The sequence below is a fragment of the Lactococcus ileimucosae genome, from assembly GCF_943193185.1.
Classification (GTDB): Bacteria; Bacillota; Bacilli; order Lactobacillales; family Streptococcaceae; genus Lactococcus; species Lactococcus ileimucosae.
Window position 1 is genome coordinate 13,177 of the sequence record NZ_CALPDE010000013.1, and the last position, 17,713, is coordinate 30,889.

Annotated in this window: 17 protein-coding genes; 12 read left to right on the forward strand and 5 right to left on the reverse strand. The window is 40.3% G+C overall.

The features are described 5' to 3' along the window. Positions 1-338: 338 nt before the first annotated feature. Both rpmG and rpmF read right to left on the reverse strand, forming a co-directional pair. Positions 339-488 (reverse strand): 50S ribosomal protein L33, encoded by a 150-nt coding sequence (rpmG, locus tag NFR51_RS06790; RefSeq protein ID WP_003135293.1) that lies wholly within the window; start codon positions 486-488, stop codon positions 339-341. 30 nt (positions 489-518) lie between these two features. Then, on the reverse strand, positions 519-692 hold the full coding sequence (rpmF, locus tag NFR51_RS06795) for a 50S ribosomal protein L32 (RefSeq protein WP_202230060.1): 174 nt from the start codon (positions 690-692) through the stop codon (positions 519-521). 372 nt (positions 693-1,064) lie between these two features. Here rpmF and NFR51_RS06800 point away from each other — a divergent pair, with 372 nt between their 5' ends. After that, positions 1,065-2,858, forward strand: coding sequence for a heavy metal translocating P-type ATPase (locus NFR51_RS06800; RefSeq protein ID WP_251712972.1), 1,794 nt, complete (start codon positions 1,065-1,067; stop codon positions 2,856-2,858). Positions 2,859-2,877: 19 nt separating this feature from the next. Here the strand turns inward: NFR51_RS06800 and NFR51_RS06805 are convergent, their stop codons facing one another. Next, positions 2,878-4,140: a replication-associated recombination protein A gene (locus NFR51_RS06805; RefSeq protein WP_251712973.1), complete on the reverse strand. Its 1,263-nt coding sequence runs from the start codon at positions 4,138-4,140 to the stop codon at positions 2,878-2,880. Between the two features lie 23 nt (positions 4,141-4,163). Further along, the gene (locus NFR51_RS06810) at positions 4,164-4,637 is read right to left on the reverse strand and encodes a GNAT family N-acetyltransferase (protein WP_251712974.1); all 474 of its coding nucleotides are present in this window, start codon (positions 4,635-4,637) and stop codon (positions 4,164-4,166) included. A 164-nt stretch (positions 4,638-4,801) separates the two neighbouring features. On the opposite strand from NFR51_RS06810, the gene NFR51_RS06815 reads away from it, so the two are divergent. The 11 genes from NFR51_RS06815 to ptsP all read left to right on the forward strand — a co-directional run bounded on the left by NFR51_RS06815 (position 4,802) and on the right by ptsP (position 17,192). Beyond that, positions 4,802-5,266, forward strand: a complete 465-nt coding sequence (locus NFR51_RS06815; protein WP_251712975.1) for a DUF3013 family protein — start codon at positions 4,802-4,804, stop codon at positions 5,264-5,266. A gap of 30 nt (positions 5,267-5,296) precedes the next feature. Then, positions 5,297-6,250, forward strand: a complete 954-nt coding sequence (gene prmA, locus NFR51_RS06820) for a 50S ribosomal protein L11 methyltransferase (protein ID WP_251712976.1) — start codon at positions 5,297-5,299, stop codon at positions 6,248-6,250. A 3-nt stretch (positions 6,251-6,253) separates the two neighbouring features. Then, positions 6,254-7,009, forward strand: a complete 756-nt coding sequence (locus tag NFR51_RS06825; RefSeq protein WP_251712977.1) for a 16S rRNA (uracil(1498)-N(3))-methyltransferase — start codon at positions 6,254-6,256, stop codon at positions 7,007-7,009. A gap of 124 nt (positions 7,010-7,133) precedes the next feature. Further along, the gene (locus tag NFR51_RS06830; protein WP_251712978.1) at positions 7,134-9,359 is read left to right on the forward strand and encodes a RelA/SpoT family protein; all 2,226 of its coding nucleotides are present in this window, start codon (positions 7,134-7,136) and stop codon (positions 9,357-9,359) included. A 61-nt stretch (positions 9,360-9,420) separates the two neighbouring features. Further along, positions 9,421-9,870 carry a D-aminoacyl-tRNA deacylase gene (gene dtd, locus NFR51_RS06835; protein WP_251712979.1) on the forward strand — a complete coding sequence of 150 codons (450 nt, stop codon included), beginning with the start codon at positions 9,421-9,423 and terminating at the stop codon, positions 9,868-9,870. Between the two features lie 14 nt (positions 9,871-9,884). Further along, entirely contained in the window at positions 9,885-10,499 is a 615-nt protein-coding gene (locus tag NFR51_RS06840; protein WP_251712980.1) for an HAD family hydrolase, read from the forward strand. Positions 10,500-10,622: 123 nt separating this feature from the next. Beyond that, complete coding sequence (locus NFR51_RS06845) at positions 10,623-11,243, forward strand: lysophospholipid acyltransferase family protein (RefSeq protein WP_251712981.1); 621 nt, start codon at positions 10,623-10,625, stop codon at positions 11,241-11,243. A 97-nt stretch (positions 11,244-11,340) separates the two neighbouring features. Beyond that, the gene (gene secA / locus NFR51_RS06850; protein ID WP_251712982.1) at positions 11,341-13,917 is read left to right on the forward strand and encodes a preprotein translocase subunit SecA; all 2,577 of its coding nucleotides are present in this window, start codon (positions 11,341-11,343) and stop codon (positions 13,915-13,917) included. A 96-nt stretch (positions 13,918-14,013) separates the two neighbouring features. Continuing rightward, on the forward strand, positions 14,014-15,051 hold the full coding sequence (locus tag NFR51_RS06855) for a 3-deoxy-7-phosphoheptulonate synthase (RefSeq protein WP_251712983.1): 1,038 nt from the start codon (positions 14,014-14,016) through the stop codon (positions 15,049-15,051). A 147-nt stretch (positions 15,052-15,198) separates the two neighbouring features. Next, a complete protein-coding gene (locus NFR51_RS06860; protein WP_202231267.1) occupies positions 15,199-15,465 on the forward strand; it encodes a phosphocarrier protein HPr in 267 nt (88 codons plus the stop codon). Then, positions 15,465-17,192, forward strand: coding sequence for a phosphoenolpyruvate--protein phosphotransferase (ptsP, locus tag NFR51_RS06865; protein WP_251712984.1), 1,728 nt, complete (start codon positions 15,465-15,467; stop codon positions 17,190-17,192). The genes NFR51_RS06860 and ptsP overlap by 1 nt, the downstream gene beginning before the upstream one ends. 163 nt (positions 17,193-17,355) lie before the next feature. On the opposite strand, the gene NFR51_RS06870 is transcribed toward ptsP, so the two are convergent. Then, positions 17,356-17,655 carry a YbaB/EbfC family nucleoid-associated protein gene (locus NFR51_RS06870; RefSeq protein ID WP_251712985.1) on the reverse strand — a complete coding sequence of 100 codons (300 nt, stop codon included), beginning with the start codon at positions 17,653-17,655 and terminating at the stop codon, positions 17,356-17,358. Positions 17,656-17,713: the final 58 nt, after the last annotated feature.

The following is a 17,713-nucleotide window of genomic DNA, read 5'->3' on the forward strand; positions in this document are numbered from 1 at the left end:
CATAAATAGCTGTGAGAAACCCCTCCCACAAATCTTCGTTAATTTCATTATAGCATCAGTGCCAAGTTTGTCAAATTATACAGTTGGAAGAAAACAAGAGTATTTGAGTAAGTATTAAGTCTATTTTGATAGAGATTTAATGCTTAATTTTTTCCGCACGATAAGAAAAACCAGCACTAATACAGCGCTGGTCTTGATTACCCATTTGTTTTTATTTCTCAAAGGTAGAGAAAAAGGTAGAGTTTCAAGTGATTTATAACGCAATATACTGAAATTCAAAATTTCAACAATCCCATTAAACCAAGGTTTCGGACCTCTATTGAGGTGTATTGAAACCCTTACTTAACTTCCTTAAAAATAACGTGTTTACGAAGTTTTGGAGAGTATTTTTTCAATTCTAAACGGTCTGGGTTGTTACGTTTGTTCTTTTGAGTAAGGTAAAGACGTTCACCAGATTCTTTGTGTTCAAGTGTAATATTTACGCGCATAACTGTTCCTTTCTGACTTTTTTACTGTTTTTATTTAGCGTCTCTTACTTGGCGGCCTTTGTAGTAGCCTTTAAGTGAAACACGGTGTGAGTGACGATAGTCACCAGTAGTTTCGTCAAAAGTAACAGTCGGAGCTGTCATTTTGTAATGTGTACGACGTTTGTTTTTCTTAGATTTAGAAGTGCGACGTGCAGGTACTGCCATGGTTTGATTCCTCCGTAAATTTTTTCGTTTTGGATGCTCCCAAAAACGTACCTTACCATAATACACTAATCTTTTTCAAAAAGCAAGCTTTGTAAAGTATTTTTACTTGACATTTTTTCGTTGACGTTGTGAAAAAATTAGAGAAGCTTAAGGATGACAAATATGTTTGACAGTCATGAGGTTAGAATTATAGACCGTTTTTTGTTAGTATATAGTCAAGGATGTTGTAACTTATAAAATGAAAGCTCAGTTCTTCGGAATCAAAGTGCGACAAAGATTATTTTTCTATCCCGGGCAAATCAGTGTTCGATGAAAATTCTTCGGAGTCAAACAGGGCAAAGTTTCAGAAAATTTATTTTATAAGGAGAAAACATGAAAAACTGGCAAAAACTTGTTTTAGTATTTTTCATAGCTGCTGCGTCTCTTTTGGCTCAGTTTGCCTTTAATGCACCTCAGATTGCGCGTTTTATTATCACTATCGCAGGGGGCATTTTGGCCTTGTCGATGTTCATTGAGATGATAAAAACCTTGCGTAAAGGGAATTATGGTGTGGATTTATTGGCGATTACAGCCATCATTGCGACACTTTTAGTTGGTGAGTATTGGGCCTCATTAATTATCATTTTGATGTTAGTTGGAGGCGAGACACTAGAGGACTATGCGGCTGGTCGCGCTAACCGAGAGCTCTCAGCTTTGCTGAAAAAAACACCTGAGATAGCCCATGTCGTGCGAGAGGGTAAAGTTATCGACATGGAATTGGATGATGTAGAGATTGGAGCGCACCTCTTAATTAAGCCGATGGAAGTAATCCCCATTGATGGTGTACTTTTATCAGAAGCTGCTCTTCTGGATGAATCCTCTATTACTGGTGAAGCTAAACCGATGGAGCTTCAAAAAGGAGATGAAGTTCTTTCAGGAGCAATCAATGGCAGTTCAAGCATTGAAATCCAGACAAGCGTAGCCGCAAGCGAATCGCAATTTCAAAAAATTGTTGCCTTGGTTCGTGAAGCAGCGGAAACACCGGCTAATTTTGTGCGTTTAGCTGACCGCTATGCAGTGCCTTTTACGATCATGGCTTATATCATTGCGGCTGTTGCTTACTTCGTTTCAGGAGATCCTGTGCGTATTGCGGAGGTTCTTGTTGTAGCCAGCCCTTGTCCACTTATTTTAGCTGCACCAATTGCGTTTGTATCAGGGATGAGCCGTTCATCAAAAAATGGTTTTCTTATTAAAAATGGAACAATCATTGAAAAGTTAGCGACTGCTAAAGCCATTTTCTTTGATAAGACGGGGACCATTACCGATGGTAAAATAGAGGTGGATGAAGTTGTACCTGTGGAAGGTGTTTCTCGTGAAGAATTACTCGAAATTGTCTACACGATAGAAAGGTCTTCTAATCATATTTTGGCCAAAGCAGTATCAAGCTATGCAGAGTCGCATGGTGTTCATGCGCTAGAGTTGGAAAGCCTGAATGAAGTTGCGGGATTAGGTGTTACCGGACAAATAAAAGACCAGCTCATCAAAATTGGTCGGGCAAACTTCGTCGGAGCACCAGAGGGTTTAGATTTTGAGACAGCCTTTTATGTCTCGCGTGCGGGTCAATATATCGGGGCAATAACCTTTTCGGATAGCTTACGCAAAAATGCACCAGCAGTTATCAAAGACTTGCGTCAGGCTGGCTTTGATCATATTACCATGCTCACGGGTGACAATGCACGTGTAGCAAATAAAATCGCAGCACAGGTTGGAATTACCGAAGTCTATAGCAGCATGTTACCAGAAGAAAAGTTGGCAAAAATAGAGGCATCAAGTGTCCATCCAACCATTATGGTCGGTGATGGGGTGAACGATGCTCCAGCTTTGACACTCTCTGACGTTGGTATCTCTATCGGTACAGGAAATAATACCGTGGCAAGTGAGGCAGCGGATATTGTACTTTTAAAAAATGACTTATCCTCAGTAGTCAAGGCCGTGCATATCAGCCGTGATACCCTAAAAATTGCGAAACAATCTGTCTTGATTGGGATTATTATATGTGTCATCTTGATGCTTATTGCCGCAACAGGGCTTATACCAGCGATTGTTGGTGCACTTTTCCAGGAACTTATCGATGTAGTTTCGATTCTTTATGCTTTGAGAGCTTTGAAAGGATTTAAAAATAAATAATATAAAAAAATCGTTATTTCTAGCGATTTTTCTTTTGCTCTTCAATCCATTTTTTTCGCTCATTGAGCGCCCATTCATATTTTCCCATTGCATCCGGTTGAAAATAATCCGCGTTACGTAGCTTATCAGGAAGGTAATCCTGAGCTACCCAGTGTTCTGGGAAGTTATGAGGGTACTTGTATCCTTCGCTTCTTCCCAAGTCTTTAGCACCGGCATAATGTCCATCTTGTAAATGTGAGGGGACAGGTAGATTACCGTATTTTCCTAAGTCTTCTATGGCAGTATCAAGAGCTACATAAGCGGCGTTAGACTTGGGAGAAAGCGCCAAATCAATAACGATATTTGCTAGAGGAATTCTTGCCTCGGGGAAACCTAATTTTTCTGCAGCTTGTAAGCCAAGCATAGTGTGTACCGCAGCATCAGGATTGGCTAGACCAATATCCTCATAGGCTATAACAGTTAAACGACGTGCTAGACTTTGCAAATCTCCACCCTCAATTAGACGGGCAGCATAGTGTAAACTTGCGTTTACATCAGAGCCACGGATTGACTTTTGCAAAGCGCTGAGTAAATCATAGTGGACGTCTCCGTCTTTGTCAAAACTAAGCGCTTTACGCTGTAAAGAGTTTTCCATATCGTCTAAAGTAACGTGATGGTCTTCAGAGGATAAAACAGCCAGCTCTAAAGCGTTGTAAACGGCGCGTAAATCTCCATTCGTTGCGTGGACGAGGAAATAGAGCGCATCGTCATCCAAAGTGACTTGGAAATCAAAGCCCCGTTTTTTATCTTCAAGGGCAAGGTTTACAGCATTCTGTAAATCATCACTTTCCAAAGGCTTTAGCTCAAAAATCTGAACGCGGCTTCGAATTGCGGGAACAACACTAAAGTAAGGGTTTTCCGTGGTCGCACCAATAAGAATAATCTGTCCATTCTCAAGTAAAGGAAGGAGAAAATCTTGTTTGGGCTTGTCAAGACGGTGGATTTCATCAAGGAGCAGGACCAGTTGACCAGAAAATTCAGCTTCTGCTGCTATTTCCTGTAACTTTTTCTTACTGTCAGTTGTTGCATTAAAACTCCGAAAGGCGGTGTTCATTGTCCCTGCAATTGCTGAAGCGATTGAGGTTTTACCGATTCCTGGCGGTCCGTAAAGAATCATTGAGGTTAAAAGTTTTGTTTCCACCATTCGGCGAATAATTTTTTTAGGACCAACAAGGTGGGATTGACCAATGATTTCGTCAATATTTCGTGGTCGCATCCGTCGTGCTAGGTTTTGATGAGTCATAATAAATAGCTTCTCCTTAAGGATTAGAGATAGTAGGCGTAAATCAAACTGTCAACGTAGGTGCCATCGATGTAATATTCTTTTCTCAGTTGCCCTTCAAGTACAAAGCCAAGACGTTCATAGAGATGCAAGGCTTTGGGATTGCTTGACATCGCATTGATTGTGATTTTTTCATAATTCTCGGTACATGCCTCATGTATGAGGTGCTGGATAAGCTGAGTCGCAATGCCTTTTCCACGGGCTTCCTGAACAGTCATGACGCCAAAAGTGAGGACATGTGCACCAAACTCCGACTTGTTGCGTGGGCCGTAATCCAAGACACCTAAAATTTTTCCGTTTTCTTCAGCAAGGAGATAACGCGTACCTTTTAAGATTTTTTTCATAATTTTTTCTGCTGAACTGTTAATAATCAGCGGTGTGGATTTTAAAGTCCAGTTTTGATTTTCAAGACGTGCCACGGTAGCGAAATCATGGGGTTCGATAGGTCTGATTTTCATAAGGTTCTCTCTAGAGATAATTTTTATTTCTGGTATAATTATAACAGAAAAGTATTCCAAAGTTGTAAGAAACTCAGATAATTCCTAGGAAAGTTGTTGTCTCTCATGCGTAGCTTTAGTCGCAAAGGGAAGAGTAAACTATAACAGAAAAAAGAGGTGAAAAAATGGCAAAATATGGTTTTTTAGATGTTTTAGACGAAGAGATGAGCAAAAACTTTAGTTATGATTTTGAGATAAATTGGGACAAACGTAATTTTGCAGTAGAAGTTAGTTTTTTGTTGGAAGCTGCTAATCCAGAAGGTGTAGTTCTTTTGGATGCAGATGGTGTGGAGTCAGAAGAAAATGTTCTTTATGAAGACACAGTTATTTTTTATCATCCAAAAAAATCCAAGTTTTCAGAAGAAGACTATTTGGCAGGTGTGGCTTATTCAGATAAAGGCTTGTCACGTGAATATATTGCTTACTTTGTTGCGTTTTTACAAGAAACAGCAGATACAGGACTTGATGCCTTGATGGATTTCTTAAGCTCAGAAGAAGAAGAGTTTATGCTTGAGTTCAATCAAGAAAAATTTGAACAAGGCTTAGAGACTCTTGCTGAAACTACTTTTTTCAAGTACCCGCGTTATTAGTATAGAAATTCAAGAGCAGAGGAAAGTAAAATGAACAATTGGAACAGCATCACTGTGAGTATCGTCCGTGCAGCAGAGGAAGCTATCAGTAATATTTTGGTTGAGGCAGGCTCAGCAGGCGTTGAAATCAATGATAGCGCCGACTACCTTAATCACAAAAATCTTTTTGGTGAAGTACTCCCTGAAGTAGAGCAGTCAGAAATGATAGAAGTTACGGCTTACTACCCAGAAAACTTGCCCATCACAGAGTTGAAGTCAGATATTGAACAAAAGATAAAGGCTTTATCTGGAAGTTTTGATGTGACGAATGTGAAAGTGAAAACCAATAATCTTGCGGAGCAAGATTGGGCGGATGCATGGAAAAAATATTTTGAACCCGCGCGCATCACCCATGATTTGACGATTGTTCCAAGTTGGACAGATTATACCCCTCATTCATCAGCAGAGAAGTTGATTCGTCTTGATCCAGGCATGGCTTTCGGTACGGGGACACACCCTACAACAAAAATGAGTCTCTATGCCTTGGAGCAAATTATTAGAGGTGGGGAAACGGTATTGGATGTGGGTACAGGGTCTGGCGTACTCTCTGTTGCCAGTGCTTATCTGGGAGCGGATGACATTTATGCTTACGATATTGATGAGATTGCAGTCCGCGTGGCACGTGAAAATATCGCACTTAATCCCAATACGGAGAAGATTTCTGTTTCGGCTAACAACCTGTTGGAAGGGGTTAATCACCAAGCAGATATTATTGTGGCTAACATCTTGGCTGATATTCTTGTCTTGATGATTGAAGATGCGTTTCACTTAGTTAAAGACGAAGGTTATCTAGTTATGAGTGGCATTATTGCGGATAAAGCAGATAAAGTTATTCAATTCGCAGAGAATGCTGGATTCTTCCTTGAAACACGTATGAGTCAAGGGGAGTGGAACTGTGTGATTTTCAAGAAAACAGAAAACCGTGAAGGGGTGATTGGCGGTTAAATCATGGCAAATCAGTATTTTATATTTAAAAAACAGCCAGAAATAGGTACAGTATTTACCATCGAAAATAAAGCAGCTGCACACCATATTTTTACAGTTATGCGTGCCAACGCTGGGGAAAAGCTACAGCTCGTCTTTGAAGAAGGGCGGGTAGGTTTGGCCGAGGTGGTTTCGAGTGGCGAAAAAACAGTTCGCCTTTTATACATCTGTGATGTACAAACGGAACTCCCGATTCAAGTAACAGTGGCTGTGGGTTTTCCGAAAGGAGATAAGCTAGAATTTATCAGTGAAAAGGCAACAGAGCTTGGCGTAAGCAGCATTTGGGCTGCGCCCTTTAAATGGTCTGTGGCGAGATGGGATGCTAAAAAACGCTCTAAGAAAAAAGAAAAGTTGGATAAAATTGTCCTAGGAGCTGCAGAACAATCTCAGCGTCAAATTCTCCCAGAGGTCCGTTTTTTTGAAAAATTCTCTGCGCTTGTTGCAGAGTTTTCTCAATTTGATCAAGTGCTGATTGCTTATGAAGAGGCAGCTAAAGCGGGGGAACAGTCGATGTTTGCCCAAAGCGTTGCTCAGCTGCAAGCCGGACAAAAAATTCTTTTGGTTTTTGGCCCAGAAGGTGGTATTGCACCGGAAGAAATAGCTTTGTTTGAACAAGCCGGAGCAAAACGCCTTGGATTAGGACCACGTATCATGCGGGCAGAAACAGCACCATTATATGCATTAGCTGCTCTATCAACTTATTTTGAACTTTTACAATAAACCGAACAAAAGGACAAAAATTCTTGTTTTAGGAACTAAAAGGTTAATTTTCTTACCTTAAATATGGTAAAATAGTAAAAATACATTAAGGAGGAAAGTGGAGCTACTTCACAGTAAATAAAATATGCCTTCAGAACCAAATTTTACAGGAGACCAAGTGGTTAAACTTGCCTCCACATATATGAATGAAAAAGATGTATTACTGGTGCGTAAGGCTTTAAAGTGTGCTTCTATAGCGCATGCGGAGCAATATCGTGCGAGTGGAGAACCTTATATCATTCATCCGATTCAAGTCGCAGGAATTTTGGCTAAGTTACAGCTTGATGCAGCCACTGTATCGGCAGGTTTTTTGCACGATGTTGTTGAGGACACAAACTTTATACAAGCAGACTTAGAGGAGTTGTTTGGCCCAGAAATAGCGAATATTGTTGATGGTGTAACCAAGCTTGGTAAAGTTGAATACAAGTCGCATGAAGAGCAGCTTGCAGAAAACCACCGTAAAATGCTCATGGCTATGAGCAAGGATATTCGTGTCATCTTGGTTAAACTTGCAGATAGACTTCACAATATGCGTACGCTGAAAAACCTCCGTCCTGATAAGCAGAAACGTATCTCGAGTGAAACGATGGCTATCTATGCGCCGCTTGCGCATCGTTTAGGTATCGGAAGCATTAAATGGGAACTTGAAGATTTATCTTTCCGCTACCTCAATGAAACAGAATTTTATCGTATCCGTGGTTTGATGAATGAAAAACGTGCGACACGTGAAAATTTAGTTGCTGAGGTCATTGAGAAGCTAAACGAGCGCATGGAGGGAGCACATGTCGATGCCGAAATTTACGGTCGTCCGAAACACATTTATTCAATTTATCGCAAAATGCATGATAAGAAGAAACGTTTCGATGAAATTTATGACTTAATTGCTATTCGATGCTTGACAGACTCGACAAGTGATGTTTACACCACTCTTGGTTACATTCACGACTTGTGGAAGCCGATGCCAGGACGCTTCAAGGATTATATAGCAAATCCCAAAGCCAACGGTTACCAGTCGGTTCACACAACAGTTTACGGTCCCAAGGGACCAATGGAGTTCCAAATTAGAACTCATGAAATGCATCAAATAGCGGAATATGGGGTGGCTGCGCACTGGGCTTATAAACAAGGGCGCAAGGCCAAAGTTGACGTTCATGAGATTTCTGAAACGCTGAACTGGATTAATGAGTTGGTGGAATTGCAAGAACAGTCAGGAGATTCAGCGGAAGAATTTGTAAAGGCTGTCCAAGAAGATATTCTAGGAGATAAGATTTACGTCTTTACTCCGACAGGTGCTGTCCAAGAACTGCCGGCAGGGTCCGGACCTATTGATTTTGCTTATGCTATCCATACACAAGTCGGTGATCATGCAGTAGGAGCAAAGATTAATGAGCGGATGCAGCCACTCAACTATGTACTGAAAACTGGCGATAAGGTCGAGATTATCACATCGAAAGCATCATTTGGTCCGAGCCGAGATTGGATTAAGCTTGTTAAAACGAATAAAGCCCGGAATAAGATAAAACAATTTTTCAAGAGTCAAGACAAAGAGCTCTCTATTCATAAGGGACGTGAAATGCTGCAAGCAGAGCTTGCAGAAAACGGCTTTACACCTAATCAATATTTAGATAAAAAGCATCTGGATGGGGTTCTTGAAAAGTTAAGCTATCGTGACAGCGAAGCACTATTTGCAGCAGTAGGTTTTGGTGAAATATCGGCAACTTCAGTTTTCAATCGGCTGACTGAAAATGAACGGCGGAAGGTTGAAAAAGAAAAACTTAAAGCTGAGTCAGAGCAACTGATGAAGGGTGAAGTTAAGCGCGAGAACAAAAATAAAAACGTCATGAAAATCCGCCATGACGGAGGTGTGAGTGTTTCCGGCGTTGACAGTATGTTGATTCATATCAGTAAATGTTGTAACCCTGTTCCTGGTGACAAGATTGTTGGCTATATTACTAAAGGACGAGGTGTTTCTGTACATAGAGAAGACTGTAAAAATGTTCGTGGTCAAGAAGATTATGAGAAACGTCTGATTGATGTTGAGTGGGATGACTCGCAGCATTTGACTAAAGAATATGTGGCAAATATTCATGTCTATGCTTTTAATCGTCCAAATTTACTCAATGACATTGTCCAAGTATTATCCAATACAACAAAGAGTCTAATATCAATAAACGCTCATCCAACAAAGGATCGCAAAATGGCTAACATTAACCTGTCGATTGGTATAAAAAATCTGTCGGATCTCACGTTAATCGTTGATAAAATTAAAATGACACCAGATGTTTACAGCGTAAAGCGGACAAATGGTTAATGAAATATAAAAAATAAAAGAAATCTATCCTTTGGATAGTTTTTTTTGATAAAATGAAATTATGAAAATAGTAATTCAAAGAGTGAAAGAAGCTTCAGTTAAAATAGAAGGTGAAATCAAAAATCAGATTAAGCAAGGGCTCTTGCTTCTTGTGGCAGTAGAGGATGCGGATACTGAATTTGACCTTGATTACGCTGTCCGTAAGATAAGCAAAATGCGCATCTTTTCAGATGAGGCCGGTAAGATGAATTTGTCTGTCCAAGATATTCATGGTGAGGTTCTATCCATCTCGCAATTCACGCTTTATGCAGACATACGCAAAGGAACCCGTCCAAGCTTTTCGCAGGCAGGGCATCCTGCTTACGCAGAAACCATGTACCTTAAGTTTAATAAAAAGCTTAACAGTATTGTACCTACCAAGTCGGGAGAATTTGGAGCAGATATGGATATAGCTCTCGTTAATGATGGACCTGTGACGATACTTGTAGATACAAAAAATGCGCGTAGGTAAGTTAGGGGGAAGTTGTGACTTTCAAAAATATAATTTTCGACCTTGGAGGAGTACTTCTCGATCTAGATTTTAAACGGATGAACAGACAATTTTATAGTCTTGGAATTCAAGACTTCGAGGGGTATTTTACTTTAAAAAAGCAGTCAGGCTTTTTTGAAGAGCTAGAGTTGGGCTTGCTTACACCAGCTGAGTTTTATGAACGCCTGAGACAAGAAAGTCAAATAGATTTAGAGGACGGAGTAATTGAAGAGGCTTGGAACTTGCTCTTAAAGGACTTCGATAAGGAGCGTATGCGTTATCTTGAGAGGCTCTCAAAAAAATATAACATTTTCTTGTTTTCAAATACGAATAGTATACACGCTCAATGCTTTGAGCAAAAATGCTTGGACCAAACAGGAAGAAGTTTAGAATCTTATTTTGAAAAAGTTTTTTACTCGCATGGTTTACACCTTAGGAAGCCCGATAAAGAGTCTTTCTTAGAAGTTTTGCGCTTGGCTGATTTACAGGCTTCGGAAACTCTGTTTATTGATGATAATGCTTCAAATATAGCCGGTGCTCAAGAGAGCGGCCTGCAAACCATCCACCTCCAAAGTCCTCGGACAGTCTTGGACCTAGAACTTGACGTGTAAAAAAGAAAAAAGTATAACGCCAAAACCTCCAAGGAATTTTTGGTTTTTTAGACTGGCTAAATCTCGTCAAATAGTATAAAATTTATAAAAGCTAAATATTTTGCTAGGAGTATCATATCGGTTATGTTTTATACATTTTTACGCGGTTTAGTTCGCTTTTTGCTTTTTATCTTCAATGGTAAAGCTCAATATCACCATACGGAACGTCTCCCAGACAAGTCCGAGAACTACATTTTAGTTGCGCCACATCGCATGGTCTTGGATCCTGTTTATTTGGCTTTTGCAACGCGCCCAAAGCAATTTATCTTCATGGCCAAAAAAGAACTTTTTAAAAATCCTTTTTTTGCTTGGTGGATAAAAAAATGTGGTGCTTTTCCTGTGGACCGTGAAAATCCAGGACGTGAAGTTATCCAATATCCGGTGAAAATGCTGAAAAAGTCGGACAAATCTCTCATTATGTTTCCAACTGGTTCACGTCATTCCAGCGAATTAAAAGGCGGGGTGACAATCATTGCTAAGATGGCTAAAGTTCGGATTGTTCCAGCGGTTTATCAAGGGCCTTTATCAATGAAAGGAATTTTCAAACGTGAGAAAGTACAGTTGAATTTTGGTGAGCCCATTGATATTTCAGATATAAAAAAAGCAAATGCCGAAGGGATTGAAGAAGTGAATCGTCGTTTAGAAGCTGCTTTTGCAAAGCTTGATAAAGAAATTGACCCGAATTACAAATACATTGCGAAATGATACAAACAGCATTTTGAAATTTATGTATCTATTGGAAAAAACCTTTAAAAATGCTAAAATAGGGGAAATATCCCTTTAGGATAGTAACGGAGAATACATGTCAAATATTATTAAAAAATTAGTGGAGAACGACAAAAAAGAGCTGAAAAAGCTACATAAAATGGCTCAAAAAGTCGAATCATACGAAGATGAGATGGCTGCCCTTCCAGATGAGCAGTTGCAAGCAAAAACAGAAGAATTTAGAAAACGTGCGGCAGCAGGCGAAAGCCTTGATGATATGTTGTACGAGGTTTTTGCTGTCTGTCGGGAAGCAGCTAAACGTGTCCTAGGACTTTTTCCTTTCCACGTGCAAATTATGGGGGGGATTGTCCTCCACAATGGGGACGTTCCTGAGATGCGTACCGGTGAAGGTAAAACCTTAACAGCAACTATGCCTGTTTACTTAAATGCTATTTCTGGTAAAGGGGTGCACGTTGTTACAGTCAACGAATATCTGACAACACGTGATGCTACTGAAATGGGTGAACTTTATAATTGGCTCGGTTTGACAGTGGGATTGAACCTTAACTCTAAATCCCCAGAAGAAAAACGTGAAGCTTATAATTGTGACATCACTTACTCAACATCCTCAGAGCTTGGTTTCGACTATTTGCGCGATAACATGGTAACTCGCTTTGAAGATATGGTACAACGTCCGCTTAATTACGCTTTGGTCGATGAAGTTGACTCCATCTTAATCGATGAAGCACGTACGCCGTTGATTATTTCAGGACAGGCGGAGGGGTCATCTGCACTTTACTACCGTGCAGACCAGTTTGCTAAAACTTTGATTGGTCGAGAAGCCTATGAAGAGGGAGATGATTACAAGATTGATTTGCAATCTAAAACCATTTCGCTTACAGATGAAGGCATAGATAAAGCGGAGCGTTTCTTTGATATTGAAAATCTCTATGACATGGAAAACGTTGCCTTGACTCACTTTGTGGACAATGCACTTCGCGCCAATTACATCATGCTTCATGATATTGACTATATGGTTGATGATCAGCAAGAAGTATTGATTATCGACCAGTTTACGGGGCGTACGATGCCAGGACGTCGTTATTCAGATGGTCTACACCAAGCGATTGAAGCAAAAGAAGGTGTGCCTATTCAAGATGAATCTAAGACGATGGCCTCTATCACTATTCAAAACTACTTCCGTATGTACAAAAAACTGGCAGGGATGACAGGTACGGCCAAAACAGAAGAAGAAGAATTTCGTGAGATTTATAATATTCAAATTATCCCGATTCCAACCAACCGTCCGATACGTCGTGTAGACCATCCAGACTTGCTTTATCCAACGATTGAGTCAAAATTAAATGCTGTTTTGAACGATGTAAAAAAACGTCATTCTGAAGGTCAGCCTATTTTGATTGGTACAGTTGCCGTAGAAACATCAGAAGTCATCTCAAAAAAATTGGTTGAAGCCAAAATTCCTCATGAGGTTTTGAATGCGAAAAATCACTTCCGTGAAGCACAAATCATTATGAATGCTGGACAGCAAGGCGCAGTAACGATTGCGACCAATATGGCCGGTCGTGGTACTGACATTAAACTTGGTCCAGGGGTTAAGGACCATCCAGATCCAGAATATCAAGGGCTCGCAGTTATCGGTACAGAGCGCCATGAGAGCCGACGTATTGATAACCAGCTCCGCGGTCGTTCTGGGCGTCAAGGGGATGCTGGTGTCTCTCAGTTTTATCTTTCGCTCGAAGATGACTTAATGAAACGTTTTGGTTCTGAACGTGTTTCGGCTTTCCTTGACCGTATGCGTATAAGTGGAGACGATGCTGTAATTAAATCAGGTTTGATTACACGTCAAATCGAAGGTTCACAGAAACGTGTCGAAGGAAACAACTACGATTCACGTAAGCAAGTTTTGCAATATGATGACGTTATACGTGAGCAACGTGAAGTTATTTATGCACAGCGTCACGAAGTAATTGTGGCGACTGAGGACATGACTCCTGCGCTATACGGTATGTTCAAGCGCACCATTGACCGTCAAGTCGATGGTCATGCTGCAACAGCTGATCTTAAAGAAGAAGCAAATTTACTTAATCTCTATGAAACAATTGAGAATACAATGCTTTCTGCGGATGCGTTTAGTCTGTCTGACCTTCAAGGGAAGAGCGTACAAGAAATTAAAGACTTCCTCTTTGAAAAAGTCAAAGAACATTATGCTAGCCAAATGGAGCGCTTGGGAGAAGAAGGACGTCAAATCGATTTCCAACGTGCAGTTATTCTTCGTGTGGTAGATAATAACTGGTCTGAGCATATTGATCACCTTGATCAAATGCGTCAATCAGTAGGTCTTCGCGGATATGCACAAAACAATCCGATTGTCGAGTACCAAGAAGAGTCTTACAAGATGTTTAACAACATGATTGGTGCGATTGAATTTGAAGTGACACGTTTGATGATGAAAGCTCAAATTCATCCACAGACAGCAGTTCAAGAGCAAACACCACGTGTAACTGTAACTGCTTCACAAGCAAACATGACTAATGTGAATCAGGCTTCAGCAGCAGAAGAAATTGACTTTAGCAAGGTAGGACGTAACGACAAGTGTCCTTGTGGTTCAGGAAAGAAATATAAAAATTGTCACGGTCGCGTTTACACCGCTTAGTCAAAAAAGTGATAAAATAGATGAACACCCTGATTTAGGGTGTTTGTTTTTGTAGGTTTGCAACGCATAAAAGATTAATAAGTTGAAAGGAGAAAGATGTCTTTCAAAATAATAAGCCCAGAGATAAATGTTGATGCGGTCAAAATGTTGAGCCACCTTGATAACGATCAACATAGGCGAAAGGAAGCGAGAGATAGGGAATTAGAATCAATCATCAAAGGTGATGACCAAAGGCTTTTATTAATCATTGGTCCCTGCTCTTCTGACAATGAAGAGGCAGTCCTCGAATATGCGCATCGTTTGGCAAAGCTCCAAGAAAAAGTAAAAGATAAAATATTTATGGTTATGCGTGTGTATACAGCAAAGCCACGGACAAATGGAGAGGGCTATAAAGGGCTTATTCATCAGCCTAATGCTTTAGGGAAGGCAGATTTGATTAATGGCATACGTATGGTCCGAGATTTGCACTATAAAGTGATTACACAAACGGGTTTGACAACTGCAGATGAAATGCTTTATCCGGAAAACCTTCCTTTAGTAGATGACTTGGTTTCTTATTATGCAGTGGGCGCACGCTCTGTTGAAAATCAACAGCACCGGTTTGTAGCTTCGGGCATAGATGCCCCAACAGGCATGAAAAATCCAACATCTGGAAATATTAAAGTGATGCTTAATGGAATATATGCCGCACAACATGAGCAAGATTTTCTTTTTGGTCGTGCAGAGGTACAAACTCAGGGGAATCCATTAGCACATGCTATTTTACGTGGCGGACAAGATGAGTATGGTAAGAATATCCCCAATTACTATACAGATAATCTGCAAGAAGTTATCGGAAACTATGAAAAAATGGGCTTGAAACATCCGTTTATCATTGTGGATACGAATCATGATAACTCTGGAAAAAAATATATGGAGCAGATTAGGATTGTTCGGCAAACTTTAGTTAATCGTGATTGGGATGAAAAGATCCGGCGTTATGTCCGCGGCTTTATGATTGAATCTTATCTAGAAGATGGGCGTCAAGATATTCCTGAAGTATTTGGGAAGTCTATCACTGACGCTTGTCTAGGCTGGGAAAAAACAGAAAAGTTAATCCATGAAATTTATGCGGCAGAAAAGCGCGAAGTTTAGAATTAAAATGAAAAAGACCAAAGGATAAAGATAATTTAATGGAATAATCATTGCAAACCTTTTCACTTTATAGTATAATGTAGTAGTATAGATTATGCTGAACAAAGCGGCATTATCGAATAAAATTTGAAATAAGGAGATTCCAAAATGGCATCTAAAGAATTCCACATCGTTGCAGAAACTGGTATCCACGCACGTCCAGCTACACTGCTCGTTCAAACAGCTTCTAAATTCACTTCAGAAATTAACCTTGAATACAAAGGTAAATCTGTAAACCTTAAGTCAATCATGGGTGTTATGTCACTCGGTGTTGGTCAAGGTGCTGATGTAACTATCACTGCTGAAGGTGCTGATGCTGATGATGCATTGAACACAATCGCTGAAACAATGGTTAAGGAAGGTCTTGCTGAATAATGACAACTATGCTTAAAGGTATCGCTGCATCATCAGGTGTAGCCGTAGCAAAGGCATACTTGCTTGTTCAACCTGACTTGTCATTTGAGACAGTTACTGTTGAGAATATCGAAAATGAAGAAGCTCGTCTTGAAGCAGCTCTTTCTGCTGCTCAAAGCGAGCTTCAAATTATTAAAGATAAAGCAGTAGATAGCCTCGGAGAAGAAGCCGCAGCCGTATTTGATGCACACATGATGGTTCTTGCAGATCCAGATATGACAGCTCAAATCAAAGCTACTATTGAATCTAAAAAAGTTAATGCTGAAGCAGCCCTTAAAGAAATCACTGACATGTTCATTGCGATCTTTGAAGGGATGGAAGACAATGCTTACATGCAAGAACGTGCTGCCGATATTAGAGACGTTACAAAACGCGTAATGGCAAACCTTCTTGGTGTTAAATTGCCAAGCCCAGCTTTGATTAACGAAGAAGTAATCATTGTTGCGGAAGACTTGACACCATCAGATACTGCACAGCTTGACAAGAGATACGTTAAAGCCTTTGTTACAAACATTGGTGGGCGTACATCTCACTCAGCAATCATGGCCCGTACACTGGAAATCCCAGCTGTATTGGGTACAAACAACATTACTGAACTTGTTTCTGAAGGCCAACTTATGGCTGTATCAGGCTTAACAGGTGAAGTTGTTCTCGATCCTACTCCAGAACAACAAAGCGAATTCCACGCAGCTGGTGAAGCTTACGCTGCACAAAAAGCTGAATGGGCTGCACTTAAAGATGCTGAAACAGTTACAGCTGATGGCAAACACTTTGAGTTGGCTGCCAACATCGGTACACCTAAGGATGTTGAAGGTGTTAACGACAATGGCGCAGAAGCTATTGGTCTTTACCGTACAGAGTTCCTCTATATGGATGCTCAAGACTTCCCAACTGAAGAAGATCAGTACGAAGCCTACAAAGCAGTTCTTGAAGGTATGGATGGTAAACCAGTCGTTGTCCGTACAATGGACATCGGTGGCGACAAGACATTGCCATACTTTGACTTGCCAGAAGAAATGAACCCATTCTTGGGTTGGCGTGCTTTGCGTATCTCACTTTCTAATAGTGGTGATGCAATGTTCCGTACACAGCTTCGCGCACTTCTCCGTGCTTCAGTTCACGGAACACTCCGTATCATGTTCCCAATGGTGGCATTGGTTACAGAATTCCGTGCTGCTAAGAAAATCTACGATGAAGAAAAAGCTAAATTGATCGCCGAAGGTGTTCCGGTAGCTGAAAATATCGAAGTGGGTATCATGATTGAGATTCCAGCAGCAGCAATGTTGGCTGACCAATTTGCAAAAGAAGTTGATTTCTTCTCCATTGGTACAAACGATTTAATCCAATACACAATGGCAGCAGACCGCATGAATGAACAAGTTTCATACCTTTACCAACCTTATAACCCATCTATCCTTCGCCTTATCAACAATGTTGTTAAAGCAGCGCATGCAGAAGGAAAATGGGCTGGTATGTGTGGTGAAATGGCCGGCGATCAAACTGCTGTTCCACTTCTCATGGGTATCGGACTTGACGAATTCTCAATGTCAGCAACATCCGTTCTTCAAACACGTGCATTGATGAAACGTTTGGACTCGAAGAAAATGGAAGAACTTTCAAACAAAGCGCTTACTGAATGTGCAACAATGGAAGAAGTCGTAGCTTTGGTTGAAGAATATACAAAATAATAACAAGATAAAAGATAGGGCAAAAGTCAAAATCTAACTGATTTTAACCAGCTCTACGAAAAAACGCTCAAATGGCATTTTCCAGTTCCATTTTGAGCGTTTTTTGTTTTAAACTTCAACCACTATACAACATAAAATAAAAAGCCTTAAAAGGCTTTTAAAATTAGAAAGGAAGCCCTTTAGAGAACTTACCAAGCTTTTGTTCAGTTGTCTTTTCGATTTGAGTCAGGGCATCATTTACAGCATCTGTAACAAGGTCCTGTAAAGTTTCAGGGTCTTCGGGATCAATAACATCAGGTTTGATTGTTAGATTAGTCAATTTACGATCGCCAGAAAATTCAGCAATTACTAAATCTTGCGCCGATTTCCCTAAAAAAGTGGTATTAGCAATTTCTTCTTGAGCAGCCTGCATTTGCTTTTGTAACTTTTGAGCCTGCTTCATCATATTTTTCATATTCATCATGGTAGTTCTAATCTCCTTACTCCAGACATGTAGAGGTATTGTTTTCAGATGTCATTAA